Source organism: Pseudomonas azerbaijanoccidentalis (assembly GCF_019145495.1).
Lineage (GTDB): Bacteria > Pseudomonadota > Gammaproteobacteria > Pseudomonadales > Pseudomonadaceae > Aquipseudomonas > Aquipseudomonas azerbaijanoccidentalis.
The window spans coordinates 122,386-136,099 of record NZ_JAHSTU010000011.1 but is presented as its reverse complement, the minus strand read 5'-3'; the positions used below and the strand labels follow the sequence as shown (position 1 = coordinate 136,099).

At 59.1% G+C, this 13,714-nt stretch carries 16 protein-coding genes; 8 read left to right on the top strand and 8 right to left on the bottom strand.

Annotation, left to right across the window (positions count from 1 at the left end; all coding sequences use genetic code 11):
- Positions 1-153 precede the first annotated feature (153 nt).
- Entirely contained in the window at positions 154-1,500 is a 1,347-nt protein-coding gene (locus KVG88_RS28010; protein WP_217873322.1) for a class II 3-deoxy-7-phosphoheptulonate synthase, read from the top strand.
- A gap of 89 nt (positions 1,501-1,589) precedes the next feature.
- On the opposite strand, the gene KVG88_RS28005 is transcribed toward KVG88_RS28010, so the two are convergent.
- Together KVG88_RS28005 and KVG88_RS28000 are read right to left on the bottom strand one after the other, a co-directional pair.
- Positions 1,590-2,819, bottom strand: a complete 1,230-nt coding sequence (locus tag KVG88_RS28005) for a winged helix-turn-helix domain-containing protein (protein ID WP_217873321.1) — start codon at positions 2,817-2,819, stop codon at positions 1,590-1,592.
- A gap of 64 nt (positions 2,820-2,883) precedes the next feature.
- Positions 2,884-3,099, bottom strand: a complete 216-nt coding sequence (locus KVG88_RS28000) for a DUF1127 domain-containing protein (RefSeq protein ID WP_150703788.1) — start codon at positions 3,097-3,099, stop codon at positions 2,884-2,886.
- Positions 3,100-3,194: 95 nt separating this feature from the next.
- On the opposite strand from KVG88_RS28000, the gene KVG88_RS27995 reads away from it, so the two are divergent.
- Complete coding sequence (locus KVG88_RS27995; RefSeq protein ID WP_056856392.1) at positions 3,195-4,049, top strand: LysR substrate-binding domain-containing protein; 855 nt, start codon at positions 3,195-3,197, stop codon at positions 4,047-4,049.
- Here the strand turns inward: KVG88_RS27995 and KVG88_RS27990 are convergent.
- The gene (locus KVG88_RS27990; RefSeq protein ID WP_217873320.1) at positions 4,039-4,788 is read right to left on the bottom strand and encodes a sulfite exporter TauE/SafE family protein; all 750 of its coding nucleotides are present in this window, start codon (positions 4,786-4,788) and stop codon (positions 4,039-4,041) included. The genes KVG88_RS27995 and KVG88_RS27990 overlap by 11 nt on opposite strands.
- 111 nt (positions 4,789-4,899) lie before the next feature.
- On the opposite strand from KVG88_RS27990, the gene KVG88_RS27985 reads away from it, so the two are divergent.
- The 4 genes from KVG88_RS27985 (at position 4,900) to KVG88_RS27970 (ending at position 8,144) form a co-directional block, all read left to right on the top strand.
- The gene (locus KVG88_RS27985; RefSeq protein ID WP_217873319.1) at positions 4,900-5,856 is read left to right on the top strand and encodes a LysR family transcriptional regulator; all 957 of its coding nucleotides are present in this window, start codon (positions 4,900-4,902) and stop codon (positions 5,854-5,856) included.
- Between the two features lie 70 nt (positions 5,857-5,926).
- A complete protein-coding gene (locus KVG88_RS27980) occupies positions 5,927-6,391 on the top strand; it encodes a MarR family winged helix-turn-helix transcriptional regulator (protein WP_217873318.1) in 465 nt (154 codons plus the stop codon).
- Positions 6,392-6,678: 287 nt separating this feature from the next.
- Positions 6,679-7,098, top strand: a complete 420-nt coding sequence (locus tag KVG88_RS27975; RefSeq protein WP_150703792.1) for an organic hydroperoxide resistance protein — start codon at positions 6,679-6,681, stop codon at positions 7,096-7,098.
- Between the two features lie 35 nt (positions 7,099-7,133).
- Entirely contained in the window at positions 7,134-8,144 is a 1,011-nt protein-coding gene (locus KVG88_RS27970) for an alpha/beta hydrolase (protein ID WP_217873317.1), read from the top strand.
- A 165-nt stretch (positions 8,145-8,309) separates the two neighbouring features.
- On the opposite strand, the gene KVG88_RS27965 is transcribed toward KVG88_RS27970, so the two are convergent.
- Together KVG88_RS27965 and earP are read right to left on the bottom strand one after the other, a co-directional pair.
- Positions 8,310-8,879 (bottom strand): elongation factor P, encoded by a 570-nt coding sequence (locus tag KVG88_RS27965; RefSeq protein ID WP_007943632.1) that lies wholly within the window; start codon positions 8,877-8,879, stop codon positions 8,310-8,312.
- Positions 8,880-8,927: 48 nt separating this feature from the next.
- Positions 8,928-10,085 (bottom strand): elongation factor P maturation arginine rhamnosyltransferase EarP, encoded by a 1,158-nt coding sequence (earP, locus tag KVG88_RS27960; protein WP_217873316.1) that lies wholly within the window; start codon positions 10,083-10,085, stop codon positions 8,928-8,930.
- 123 nt (positions 10,086-10,208) lie between these two features.
- Here earP and KVG88_RS27955 point away from each other — a divergent pair, with 123 nt between their 5' ends.
- Both KVG88_RS27955 and KVG88_RS27950 read left to right on the top strand, forming a co-directional pair.
- Positions 10,209-10,619: a hypothetical protein gene (locus KVG88_RS27955; protein ID WP_217873315.1), complete on the top strand. Its 411-nt coding sequence runs from the start codon at positions 10,209-10,211 to the stop codon at positions 10,617-10,619.
- 2 nt (positions 10,620-10,621) lie between these two features.
- Positions 10,622-11,104, top strand: coding sequence for a GreA/GreB family elongation factor (locus KVG88_RS27950; RefSeq protein WP_150703796.1), 483 nt, complete (start codon positions 10,622-10,624; stop codon positions 11,102-11,104).
- 6 nt (positions 11,105-11,110) lie between these two features.
- Here KVG88_RS27950 and cysB read toward each other — a convergent pair whose 3' ends face one another.
- From cysB to KVG88_RS27935, 3 genes are all read right to left on the bottom strand, one after another.
- Positions 11,111-12,085 (bottom strand): HTH-type transcriptional regulator CysB, encoded by a 975-nt coding sequence (gene cysB / locus KVG88_RS27945; protein WP_008049066.1) that lies wholly within the window; start codon positions 12,083-12,085, stop codon positions 11,111-11,113.
- A 113-nt stretch (positions 12,086-12,198) separates the two neighbouring features.
- A complete protein-coding gene (locus tag KVG88_RS27940) occupies positions 12,199-12,702 on the bottom strand; it encodes a universal stress protein (protein ID WP_150703797.1) in 504 nt (167 codons plus the stop codon).
- A 94-nt stretch (positions 12,703-12,796) separates the two neighbouring features.
- Positions 12,797-13,702 (bottom strand): 5'-nucleotidase, encoded by a 906-nt coding sequence (locus KVG88_RS27935; RefSeq protein ID WP_217873314.1) that lies wholly within the window; start codon positions 13,700-13,702, stop codon positions 12,797-12,799.
- Positions 13,703-13,714 lie beyond the last annotated feature (12 nt).

The window sequence follows — 13,714 nt, the reverse complement described above, 5'->3', positions numbered from 1 at the left end:
ATCGTCACCATGCCTGCAATAGAGGGAGCGGCAACGCAATAACACCGCGAACCCGCTGCGGCAAAGGCGCGATTGTCCGCGAAGCAACGGGAACAGGTCACGCACTAATTGCTGATAACATGGACGCCCGAGCGTAAAACACTAGAGATGACGATGAGCCAACCCTGGAGCCCTGACAGCTGGCGCGCCTTGCCGATCCAGCAGCAACCTCAATATCCCGATGCTGCGCATTTGCAGCAGGTCGAGCAAACGCTGGCCAGCTATCCGCCGCTGGTGTTTGCCGGTGAAGCCCGGGAATTGCGTCGTCAGTTTGCCGAAGTGACCCAGGGCCGCGCGTTTCTGTTGCAGGGCGGCGACTGCGCCGAAAGCTTCGCTGAGTTCTCCGCGGCGAAGATCCGTGACACCTTCAAAGTGTTGTTGCAAATGGCGATTGTCATGACCTTCGCCGCCGGTTGCCCGGTGGTCAAGGTCGGACGCATGGCCGGGCAATTCGCCAAGCCGCGTTCGGCCAACGATGAAACCATCAATGGCGTGACCCTGCCCGCCTACCGTGGCGACATCGTCAACGGTATCGGCTTCGACGAAAAAAGCCGCGTGCCGGACCCGGAACGCCTGCTGCAGTCATATCATCAGTCCACTGCCACCTTGAACCTGCTGCGCGCCTTCGCCCAGGGCGGGTTTGCCGACCTGCATCAGGTACACAAGTGGAACCTCGACTTCATTGCCAATTCGGCGCTGGCGGAAAAATACAGCCACCTGGCCGACCGCATCGATGAAACCCTGGCGTTCATGCGTGCCTGCGGAATGGACAGCTCGCCGCAACTGCGCGAAACCAGCTTCTTCACCGCCCACGAAGCGCTGTTGCTGAACTACGAAGAAGCCTTCGTGCGTCGCGACAGCCTGACCAATGATTATTACGACTGCTCGGCGCACATGCTGTGGATCGGCGACCGCACCCGTCAGCTCGACGGTGCGCATGTCGAATTCCTGCGCGGCGTGAACAACCCGATCGGTGTGAAAGTCGGCCCGAGCATGAACCCGGACGATCTGATCCGCCTGATCGACGTGCTCAACCCGGACAACGACCCCGGCCGTCTGAACCTGATTGCGCGGATGGGCGCGAACAAGGTCGGCGATCACTTGCCGCAGCTGATTCGCGCCGTGCAGCGTGAAGGCAAGCAAGTGCTGTGGAGCTCCGACCCGATGCACGGCAACACCATCAAGGCCAGCAGCGGCTACAAAACCCGCGACTTTGCGCAGATTCTGGGTGAGGTGAAGCAGTTCTTCCAGGTGCACGAAGCGGAAGGTTCGTATGCCGGTGGTATCCATATCGAAATGACCGGGCAAAACGTGACCGAGTGCATTGGCGGCGCGCGGCCGATCACCGAAGACGGCTTGTCGGATCGTTATCACACCCATTGCGACCCACGGATGAATGCCGATCAGTCGCTGGAACTGGCGTTTTTGATTGCTGAGACCCTTAAACAAGTTCGGCGGTAGACGATAACTGTAGGAGCTGCCGAAGGCTGCGATCTTTTGATCTGAAAAGCAAAAGATCGCAGCCTTCGGCAGCTCCGACATAGGCTGTGTTAAGAAATTTCAGATTGTGCCAATGCCACCCGCAACCGATCCGCACTCGCCCGCGGGCAGTTCAACTGAACCTGCGCCAACCCCAACCAATCCGCCATCCGCCGCAGATTCAACGCCAACGCCAGCATCCCCTCCTCGTCCAGCCCCGCTTCTTCCTCATGTACGGCATGCACCGCCAACCGACCCGCCGCTCTTTCAGCGCGCACATCAACCCGCGCGGCAATCCGTTCGTTGTGCAAAAACGGCAGAACGTAATAACCGTAGACTCGCTTGTCCTGCGGCGTGTAAATCTCCAGCCGATAGCGAAAATCGAACAGCCGCTCGGTGCGGCTGCGCTCCCAGACCAGCGAATCGAACGGTGAAAGCAGCGCACTGGACTCGACCTTGCGCGGCACCTTGGGCTCGGGCAGGCAATACGCCGGTTGCTTCCAGCCCTGCACTTCGCAGGTGAGCAACTCGCCCGCTTCAACCAACTCCGCCAGACGCGGACGACTGTCGGCGGGATTCAAGCGGAAGTAGTCGCGCAGGTCCTTCTCGGTGCCCACCCCCAGGGCTGTCGCGGCATGCAGCAGCAGGCCTCGCTGGGCCTCGGCTTCATCGATCAGCGGCTGCGCGAGGATCGCCGAAGGAATGACACGCTCCGGCAAGTCATACAATCGCTCGAACCCGCGCCGCCCCGCCACGGTCACTTCGCCGGCGGCGAACAACCATTCCAGCGCATGCTTTTCCGCGCTCCAGTCCCACCATGGGCCGGCACGCTCCTGACGCGTCGACAGGCTGCCGGCACCCAGCGCACCCAGTTCTTCAACCGAAGCCAATACCCGGCGAATCGTGTCTTGCTGCTCACGACCGAAACGCGCCAGCTGTTGATAAATGTCTTCACCGCGCGTGGCCCGTTGCATGCGCCAGCGCATCAGCGGGTACATCGACAACGGCAGCAATGAAGCCTCGTGGCCCCAGTATTCGAACAACGTGCGACGACGCCCCGAACTCCAGGCAGCCTGGTCGAGCAAGTCAGAAGAATAGGAACCCAGACGGGAAAACAGCGGAAGGTAGTGCGAGCGCACCACGGCGTTGACGGAATCGATTTGCAGGATGCCCAACCGCTCGATCATGCGGTTGAGGGCTGTTGCCTTGATCGTCGCTGGCGGCTGGCGCCCGTTGAACCCTTGGGCGGCCAGTGCCAGACGCCGAGCCTGTTTGAGGGTAAAGGACAACGTTGCGGGCATGAGCATCTCCTTGTCTGCTCGCAACCTACCTCACCGGTAAGTGGTTTGTGTAGCGTGGCAGTCATCATTTATGCATCGGGTCGTTCCAGAACGGCTTGATCGACTCGTGCTCGACGTCCGCCCGACTCATGCCGATGTCCTTCAGTGCTTCATCGCTCAAGCTTGCCAGCAGTTCGCGCTCGCGATGCAGCTCGTACCAGCGGCTGATCTTATGCAGCAGATCGGAAATCAGGTGAACCGAATGATGTTCTGCGCCTTGGAACTCATGTTGACCTTTCATCTTGTTGCCCTCCGTTTGGATGGCTCCAATATCGCGCCGGGTCTAAGATCAATCCAACAAATGTTTCTGATGGCAATCATCTCGGAGATTGATGTATGTCGAGTTACCCGACGATCGATACCGAAGTGCTGCGCACCTTTGTCGCGATTGCCGACCAGGGTGGCTTTACCCGCGCCGGCGAGCTGGTCCATCGCACCCAGTCGGCCGTCAGCATGCAGATGAAACGGCTGGAAGAGGATGTGTTGCAGCGCCAGTTGTTCCAACGCGACGGACGGCAGGTGCGCCTAACCGCTGAAGGCCAGGTGCTGCTCGGTTATGCCCGGCGCATCCTCAAATTGCACAGCGAAGTATTCAACACCCTGCGTGAGCCGGACATGATCGGCACAGTGCGCATCGGTACCCCGGACGACTACGTGATGCGTTTTCTGCCGGGTATTTTGCGCCGGTTTGCCCAGTCCTATCCACTGATCCAGATCGAGGTGCATTGCGAATCATCAAAACAATTGCTGATGCGTCAGGACCTGGACCTGTCCATCGTCACCCGCGAACCGGGCAGTGAAATTGGCCAGTTGTTGCGCAAGGAGCGATTCGTCTGGGCCGAGGCTCAATGCTACAGCGCCCACGAACAAACGCCGCTGCCGTTGGCGATGTTCAACAGTGATTGCTTCTGCCGTTTGTGGGCCTGCAATGCCCTCGACGCTCAGGGCCGGGACTATCGCGTGGCGTACAACAGCGACAGCCTGTCGGCGATCATGGCGGTGGTCAGTGCCGGCCTGGCAGTGACTGCGCAACTGGAAAGCCTGATCACCGCGGACATGCGCATCCTCGGTGAAGCCGAAGACCTGCCGCTGCTGCCCGAGGCCAGCATCATGCTCGTGCGCAACCTGCACAATCCGTCGCCGATCACCGAATGCCTGGCCGAACACATCGTCGAAGGCTTCAAACTTTAAAGGCGAGCATCACTGCACAGAGCACCAGAAAACCGCAGAATAACGCGCGCAGCAGGCGCTCGGGCATAGCGTGGGCGATCTTCACACCCCAACTGATGCTCATCAAGCCACCGATCGCCAGCGGTACGCCAACCATCCAGTCCACCTGATGATGCACGGCATAGGTCACCAGCGTGACGCCTGTGCTTGGCAATGCCAGCGCCAGCGACAAGCCCTGCGCGACCACCTGAGTGGTGCCGAACAGACTGGTCAACACTGGCGTGGCCACCACAGCCCCGCCTACGCCAAACAAACCGCCCATGGTCCCGGATGCTGCACCGAGCACGCCCAGCCAAGGCCACGAGTAATTCATCTGCGCTGACGCCGGTGCAGTGGCGAAGAACATGCGCACCAGGTTGTAAGCCGATAGCGCGATCAGGAAGGCCACAAAGCCGATGCGCATGGTTTGCGCGTCGATGCCTACTGCCCAGATCGAACCGATCCAGGCAAAACAGAAACCCATTGAGGCCAACGGCAACGCATGGCGCACCTCAATCTTGTTGCGCTGGTGATAGCGCCACAGCGCCAGCATCACGTTCGGCACCACCATCACCAGCGCCGTACCTTGGGCGATCTGCTGATCGAGACCGCACAATACGCCGAGCAGTGGGATCGCGATCAAGCCACCACCAATGCCGAAAATTCCGCCGAGAGTGCCCAAAGCAGCGCCGAAGACCAGATACATCAAGAACTCAATCACAGGCGTTTTTCCTCACTCGTCAGGGAGTTCATCCTACGCAGTTGGTTCTGGCGGGGAAACGCACAGCAACGCACAATGGCTGTGCCAAATTCGCACAAGCGCTGGACAGTCATGAACCCCAATCAATTGACCGAACAACTCGGCCTGTTTCTGGATGTACTGGAAACCGGCAGTTTTTCTGCGGCCTCGCGCCGTCATCCCCTGACTCCATCGGCGGTGGCGCGACGCATTGATAGCCTGGAAAACGCCGTCGGAAGTCAGTTGTTCATTCGCAGCACCCACGCGGTCCGCGCGACACCGGCCGGGCTCGCGTTTGCCGAACGGGCGCGACGGATCGTCGCCGAATTGCGTCTGGCGCGGGCCGAAGCGGTGTCCCTGAGCAGTGCGCCGGAAGGCCTGATTCGAGTCGATGCACCAGCCGCATTCGGTCGCCGGCATCTGGCACCGGTCATTGCCGAATTCTTGAAGCTCTATCCGGGCCTTGATGTGCAATTGCACCTGATCGACAGCTTTGTCGACATGCAGGGCTTAAACCTTGGCAAGGTCGATCTGGTACTGCGCGCCGGGCAAATGGCCGACACCCGCCTGGTGGCCACGCCGTTGGCGAGCATGGTACGCATTGCCTGCGCCAGCCCAGACTATCTACAGCAACGCGGTGTGCCTAATGATCCGGCGCAATTGGCTGAGCACGACGGCCTCGACTGGGATGGTCTGGCGCCTCCGTTCGCTTGGCGTTTCGAACGCGCCGGCCAGATGCACTTGCACCGCCCCTCGCGCATTCGCATGAGCGCCAACAATGCCGAAGCGCTGGTTTGCGGCGCCCTGGCCGGGTTGGGTGTCGCGCATTTGCCGACATGGTTGGCCAGCGAATACCTGTTACGCGGGGAGCTGGTGCCGCTGTTCTGCGAGAGCGGCCTGCCCAAACCGGAAAGCGCCGGAATCTATGCCTTGCGCCTGCAGCAACAGCCCAATTCCCGCAGTCGCCTGCTGCTGGAATACCTGAAAACCCGCTTCGGCCCCATCCCGCCGTGGGATCTGGTGCTGCAAACCCATCTGGCGCACCACTAGTCCATAATTACCTGGCGCATTAAAGATTTGACCGCTAGATTCATGACGATCACTGATCGAAGGCTTTGAAATGACCACCGAGCGCAACACCCCGGACAACTGCGATGACCTGCTTCTGGATAACCAGGCCTGCTTCGCCTTGCACTCCACTTCGTTGATGATGACCAAGGTCTACAAACCCTTGCTGCAAGCGTTGGGCCTGACCTATCCGCAGTATCTGGCGATGATGGTGCTGTGGGAGCAGGACGGTTTGACCGTAGGCGAAATCAGCACTCGGTTGCTGACCGATCCCGGCTCGCTCACGCCGCTACTCAAGCGTCTGGAAGCCGAAGGTGTGCTCAGCCGTACCCGCAGCCGAGAAGACGAGCGAGTGGTGATCATTGAACTGACCGAAAAGGGCCGTGCGTTGCGCGATAAGGCTCGCGGTATTCCGCAATGCATCCTCGGCGCCAGCGGCATGACCCTGGAGCGCTTGCAAAAGCTTCAAGCGGAGCTGCAAGAGCTGCGCCGCCACCTGCAAGACAGCCTGATCTGAAGAACGCCATCAATTCCTGTGGGAGCGGGCTTGCCCGCTCCCACAATGACCACTCTGGTCTCTGAAATATTGCCCCCTCCCGAATCTTTTTTTAGCTTCTTCTCCCCCACCCCGCAGCTCTAAATCAAAGCTTCCATTCAAAATCGGTGCACCACAACGCCGTTGAATATCATTTTCTTCAAAAATTTATCTTGCGCGCTAAACATTAGCGCGATACATTCATCTCGCACTTACTTAGCGCGCAAACATTTAGCGCAAATCAATCAAACCCGAACGAGGCTTTCACCATGCAAACTCTCTACACCGCAATCGCAACTTCCACCGGTGGCCGTGACGGTCGTGCGATTTCCAGTGACAACATTCTCGACGTCAAACTCGCTACCCCCAAAGAACTCGGTGGTGCTGGCGGTGCAGCGACCAACCCTGAGCAACTGTTCGCAGCCGGCTACTCCGCTTGCTTCATCGGCGCCCTGAAGTTCGTGGCCAGCCAGACCAAGCGCAGCATCCCCAACGATGCGTCGATCACTGCCCACGTCGGCATTGGCCAGATCCCTGGTGGTTTCGGTCTGGACATCGACCTGCACATCAGCCTGCCAGGCCTTGAACAAGCCGACGCGCAATCTTTGGTCGATGCCGCCCACCAGGTCTGCCCGTACTCCAACGCCACCCGCGGCAACGTTGAAGTGCGCCTGCACGTCACCGTCTAACCACTGAACCACTCAGGCCCGAACAGGAAATGAACATGAACACCTTCAGCAAAGTCTTGACCGGTACCCTTCTCGCTCTGTCCATCAACAGCGCGTTCGCCGGTGATGTGGAACACAACACCCAGGCATTCCTCGATGTGTTGAATGCCGGCACCGGTAAATCGATGGAGCAAATGACGCCTGCCGAAGCCCGCGCCGTACTGGTGGGTGCGCAGGCCGGGGTCAAGCTGACGCTGCCGAAAGCCGATGTCAGCCAGAAGACCATTCAGGTCGACGGCCAACCGCTGAGCCTGACCATCGTCCGGCCGGCCGGGGTCAAGGGTGAGCTGCCGGTGTTCATGTTCTTCCACGGTGGCGGCTGGGTGCTGGGAGACTTCCCGACCCACGAACGACTGGTTCGTGATCTGGTGGTCGGTTCGGGTGCGGCAGCGGTTTTCGTCAACTACACGCCGTCACCCGAAGCGCACTACCCGGTGGCGATCAACCAGGCTTACGCCGCGACCAAATGGGTGGCCGAGCACGGTAAAGAGATCAACGTCGATGGCAAACGCCTGGCCGTGGCCGGTAACAGCGTCGGTGGCAACATGGCAGCTGTGGTTGCCCTGATGGCCAAAGACAAAGGCACACCGGCGATCAAGTTCCAGGTGCTGTTGTGGCCGGTGACTGATGCCAACTTCGAGACCGGTTCCTACAACCAGTATGCCGAAGGGCACTTCCTCACTAAAAACATGATGAAGTGGTTCTGGGACAACTACACCACCGACGCCAAACAGCGTAACGAGATCTATGCCTCACCGCTGCGGGCAACCCCTGCGCAACTCAAGGGGCTGCCACCGGCACTGGTACAAACGGCGGGTGCCGACGTACTGCGCGATGAAGGTGAAGCCTACGCCCGCAAACTCGATGAAGCCGGCGTTTCGGTGACCTCGGTTCGCTACAACGGCATGATCCACGATTACGGTTTGCTCAACGTGGTGAGCCAGGTGCCGGCGGTGCGTTCGGCGATGTTGCAGGCGTCGCAAGAGCTCAAGGAACACCTGAAATAACGCTAAGTGCAGAAGATCGCGGCCTCGTTCCACTCGACAGCTCCTACATGGGTTTTGCATTTCCCTGTAGGAGCTGTCGAGCGAAGCGAGGCTGCGATCTTTTAATGTTTCAGGCACAAAAAAACCCGACTCAATGGTCGGGCTTTTTCATTCCTGAAGCTGTGCTTATTTAGCACGGCCTTTGTAGGAACCGCCTTCGCGGGTATCGATCTCGATCATGTCGCCGATTTCGATGAAGTCAGCAACCGACAGTTCGGTACCGTTCTTCAGTTTGGCAGGCTTCATTACCTTGCCGGAAGTGTCACCGCGAGCGGAACCTTCGGTGTAGTCAACCTGACGCACGATGGTGGTCGGCAGCTCTACGGAAACCAGACGCTCTTCGAAGAAGATCGCTTCGCAAACATCGGTCATGCCTTCTTCAACGAAAGGCAGAACGGCTTCGATGTCTTCAGCGTTCAGCTCGTACATGGTGTAGTCGGTGGTGTCCATGAACGTGTAGGTGTCGCCGCTGATGAAGGACAGGGTCGCTTCTTTGCGGTCGAGGATTACGTCGTCCAGTTTGTCGTCGGCGCTGTAAACGATCTCGGTCTTGTAACCGGTCAGCAGGTTTTTCAGCTTGGTCTTCATGATCGCGCTGTTACGACCCGACTTGGTGAATTCAGCTTTCTGAACCAGCCAAGGATCGTTTTCGAGACGGATCACGGTACCGGGTTTCAGTTCTTTACCAGTTTTCATTGCGAATATCCGAATTTGGATGGGATTTACAAAAATCTAGGCCGCGTATCATATCCAATTTCCATAAAACTGTACCAGCGCCGTGGCAAGATCAGCCTGCAAGGCCTGTTCCAGACACCACGTCTGGGCGTGTTTTTCCAGCTCTGGCCAGTGTTTACGGGTGGAATGCCAGTGGTCGGTGATTTTTTCACCCGCGTTCCACGCGCGCCAAAGACCGCTGATCGCCTCGCGGGCAGGCTCCGATAGCCCCTTCACATACAGCGCAAGGAAGGCTTCAAGCTTGTCCAGGTGGACATCCTCTTCCTGCTGGTAGATGTGCCAAAGCAACGGCCGCGCCGCCCATTGCGCGCGGACAAAGGAGTCTTCGCCACGCACGGCGTTGAAATCACAGCACCACAGCAACTGGTCATACTGGTCCTGACGGACAAACGGCAGCACCTGCACCGTCACGGCCTCGCGCACATGCAGCGCGCCGGCTTTCAGATCGCTGACGCCGAGCCAGCGCTCGACATCCCCGAGAATCCGCCCCTCCGGCACCAGCACATGCGTGGGTGTCGAATCGCTGGCCAGCGCATCCAGCCAACTGGCCAGCCCGGTATTTTCGTAGGCGAACAACGAAATCAGCTGCGCAGCCGGTGCACGGTCGACGCCCAGACTTTGCAGGAAGGCGCGCTGGGCCTCGGGGTCTTGCTGAAACTGCTGGCGCCGTTCGAGCAATCCGCTTTCACGCAACAAGCCGCCCGTGCCTTTCTGGAACCCCGGAAAGAAGAAAAACTTTTGCACGTGCTTGAACTTCACCGACGGCAAACCGTGGCAGCCGATTACCCAATCCTCGGCACTCAGGTAATCGAGGTTCATCCACAGCGGCGGTTTTTCCCGTTCGGCCATGGCATCCATGTAGGCGCTCGGCAATTGGCAGGCGAACGCTGCGATCACCACATCAGCGGCTTCAGCAGGCTGCCAGTCGGCCGCCCAGTGACGCACTTCGACACCCTGTTGCCATTGCTGCGCAATATGGATGTCGATTTCCGGGCACATGCGCTCAAAAGCACGCAGATCATCGACCCACAAACGCACCGCCACCCCGTGCTCGGCCACCAGTTGCCGGGCCAGACGCCAGGTCACACCGATGTCGCCGTAGTTGTCGACCACGGTGCAAAAAATATCCCAGCGCCTGTTTTTTTTCATTTGAGGCATTTCAGGCATTCCAGGCTCCCGTTGGCAAAGGCAGCGATTGTCCGCATAAATTAGCCTGCGCAGAAGAGCCGACGACGATTAATCTTCGTGCGACAATCGCCACTCGCCCGCGACTACCGCCAGGAGGCAGCCATGCCCTACCGTCCCAATCCGCGACGCCCGTTGCCGATCCAGCTCAATGCCGTGCAACTGACCGGCAGTATCGCCCTCGGTTTGTGGCTGGGGTTTCTCGCCATTGCGCTGACCTGCTGGCTCGCATCGCGCCTGTTCTTCAGTGAGCAATTGGCCCCCGTGGCCCAGGCCGTGCAGCAACTGGCTGAACCTCCCGTGGTCGCGCAACCGGTGCCGGACATTCCGCCACAAAGCCCTCTGTTCGAACAATATGAAGAAAACCTGCGCAAGAACGAGCAGGCGCAACGCCTCGATCAGGCGCGCAGCAGTAACCGCAATCTGTCGAACGCCAAATGCCAGTTCTGGCTACAACAGGACAAGACGGCACCGAGCGAAAAAAGCCGCGCCAACGTCCTGCAATTCTGCGATTGATCATGAACAAACAGACTGTCCACCAACTGATTCTCGACAAGCTGCGAGTCGACCTCGACATCGCTGAACGGGCCGCGCAGACCGCTTACGAAACTGCGACCCACGAAGAAAACATCGCCGAAAACAAGTACGACACGCTGGGGCTCGAAGCGTCTTATCTGGCGGCAGGGCAAGCCAGGCGCGTGGAGGAAATTCGCCAGTCACTGACGCTTTGCCAGAACCTGGCACTGCGCCCTTATGACGAGCAACGCGGGATTGAAGTTGGCGCCCTGCTCGGTCTTGAGGACGAAAAGGGTCGCGAACAATGGCTGTTTCTGGCGCCTGATGCGGCGGGCCTGAAAGTCGATCTGGTGGGGCAGTTGATTACCGTCATCACCCCGCGCTCACCGCTGGGCAAAAGCCTGCTGGGCAAGTTCGAAGGTGATGAGGTGGAGATCCTGGTGGCGGGTGCTCGGCAACAGTTTGCTGTCACCGAGGTTGTTTAACCGGGCTTAGTGAACCGGCAGTTCAACGCCGTCGAACAGCTCTTCCAGCTCTTGCTTGTTGTGGCACTGGATGGCTTTGGCCATGACTTCGCGGGTCAGGTGCGGGGCGAACTTCTCAATGAAGTCGCACATGAAACCGCGCAGGAATGTGCCGCGACGGAAACCGATCTTGGTCACGCTGGATTCGAACAGTTCGCTGGCATCGAGCACCACCAGGTCGCTGTCGAGTTTGGTGTCGACGGCCATTTTCGCCACGATACCCACGCCCAGGCCCAGGCGAACGTAAGTCTTGATCACGTCGGCATCGGCGGCGGTGAACACCACTTTCGGGGTCAGGCCGCGATGGCTGAAAGCTTCGTCGAGTTTCGAACGGCCGGTGAAACCGAACACGTACGTCACGATCGGGTATTCAGCCAGGGCTTCGAGGGTCAGCTTCGACAGCTTGGTCAACGGGTGGCCCTGAGGCACGACCACGCAGCGGTTCCAGCGATAGCACGGCATCATCACCAGATCGCCGAACAGCTCCAGCGCTTCGGTGGCGATGGCGAAATCGACGGTGCCGTCGGCGGCCATTTCGGCGATCTGCATCGGCGAACCCTGGTGCATGTGCAGGGCAACGTCCGGGTACTGCTTGATGAAGTTGCTGATCACCGGCGGCAACGCATAACGCGCCTGGGTGTGGGTGGTGGCGATCGACAGGGTGCCTTTTTTCTCGTTGGAGAATTCCTGAGCGATCTGCTTGATGCTTTCCACCTTGCGCAGGATTTCGCCAGCGGTGGTGATGATGCGCTCACCGGCCGGAGTCACGCGGGTCAGGTGCTTGCCACTGCGGGCGAACACTTCGACGCCCAATTCGTCTTCCAGCAGGCGGATCTGTTTGCTGATGCCCGGTTGCGAGGTGTAAAGGCTTTGGGCTGTAGCGGAAACGTTGAGGTCGTGGTGCGCCACTTCCCAGATGTAGCGCAATTGTTGAAGCTTCATATGAATCCCTCAAAGCAGATAGACGCCACGGGCATCAGCGACGGTATATAACTATATTAATGGTTTGAAGAATAAATCTAGAACTTTTTTGTCGAAGTGCCAGTATTCGAGCTCTAGCGATCCCCTTGGCGACGACGTTGCACCAGCGGCACCAGATAAACCGGCACCTTGGCCAGTTGCAACACACGCGCTGCCGTGCGGCCCAACGGCGTTTCCGCGCCAGCACCATGGCTGTGACTACCTACGATCAACAAATCCACAGAGAGTTTCTGCGCCTGGTCGAGAATCACCTGCGACGGATCGCCCTGCAGCACCCGTACCGCCTGAATTCTCTTGAGGTCCAGTTCACCCTCGTCCCCCAGTTCCTCACGAAAGCTGTCCAGCACCCGTTGCTCGATACTGGCAATGACCGTATTCAGACCCTGGCTGTGAAACTCGTTCAACGCCTGCTCGTCGAGGTAACTCTGAAGCACCGATTCGGCAAACAGGCCCATGGGTTCCACCGCGTGCACCACATACAAGTCGGCATTGAATGTCCGAGCCAGTTCCAGGGCGTGCTGCATCACCACGGGGGCGTACAGGCCGAGGTCAGTGGCATACAGCATCGAACGAATCATATGACCTCCTCGAATGCCAACATGGCGGAGATTAATTCAGCTTAGCAGCGCCTTGGCGAGTACGACGTCTGACGTAACGCGTTGAACGGCGGGCTTAAACCTTTTGCTCGTTGCTTATGCCGTGGGGCACATGGCCGGTGGCGACGACTTCACGGGCCAATTCGCAATGGCCGGCCTGATCGTCGAAAAACACGTCGGCGGCAAAGGCTTCGAGAAACGCCGATTTGGTCAGGCCACCGAGGAACAGTGACTCATCCAGGCGAATATCCCATTCACGCAACGTACGGATCACCCGCTCATGGGCCGGTGCCGAACGTGCCGTCACCAGCGCCGTGCGGATCGGGCATGCACCATCCGGGAACTCGCGCTGCAACAGATTGAGGGCCGCGAGGAAACCTTTGAAGGGCCCGCCACGCAACGGCTCACGCGCCGCTTCGCGCTCACTGGCCTGGAACGCTTCCAGACCGCCGGCCTGATAGACGCGCTCCGACTCGTCGGAAAACAGCACAGCATCGCCGTCGAACGCGATGCGCAGTTCATCGCTGGCGGCACGGCTGGCGCCACCGGACAAAATGGTTGCGGCGGCAAAACCGGCGTCCAGCGCGCTGCGCACATCTTCGGCGTGGGTCGACAAAAACAGGTCGCAACCGAAAGCCTTGAGATACGGATAAGGACTGCGCCCACCGACAAATGCTGCGCGGGAGATCGCCAGCCCGTAATGATGGATCGAGTTGAACACCCGCAGACCGGTGTCGGCACTGTTGCGCGACACCAGGATCACCTCGACCCGGGCGCGGCCGAGGCTGGCGTTAAGGTTCAGGAGTTTCTGCACCAAAGGAAACGCATCACCGGGTTCGAGGATTTCGTCTTCGTGCTCGATCTGATATTGCCGATATGCCTCGACGCCACTCGACAGGTAGACCTTGTGACTTTCACTCAGGTCGAACAACGCTCGCGACGAAATCGCCAGCACCAGTTTGTCGTCAATTGCCTTTGGCATCCCCTTCCCCCC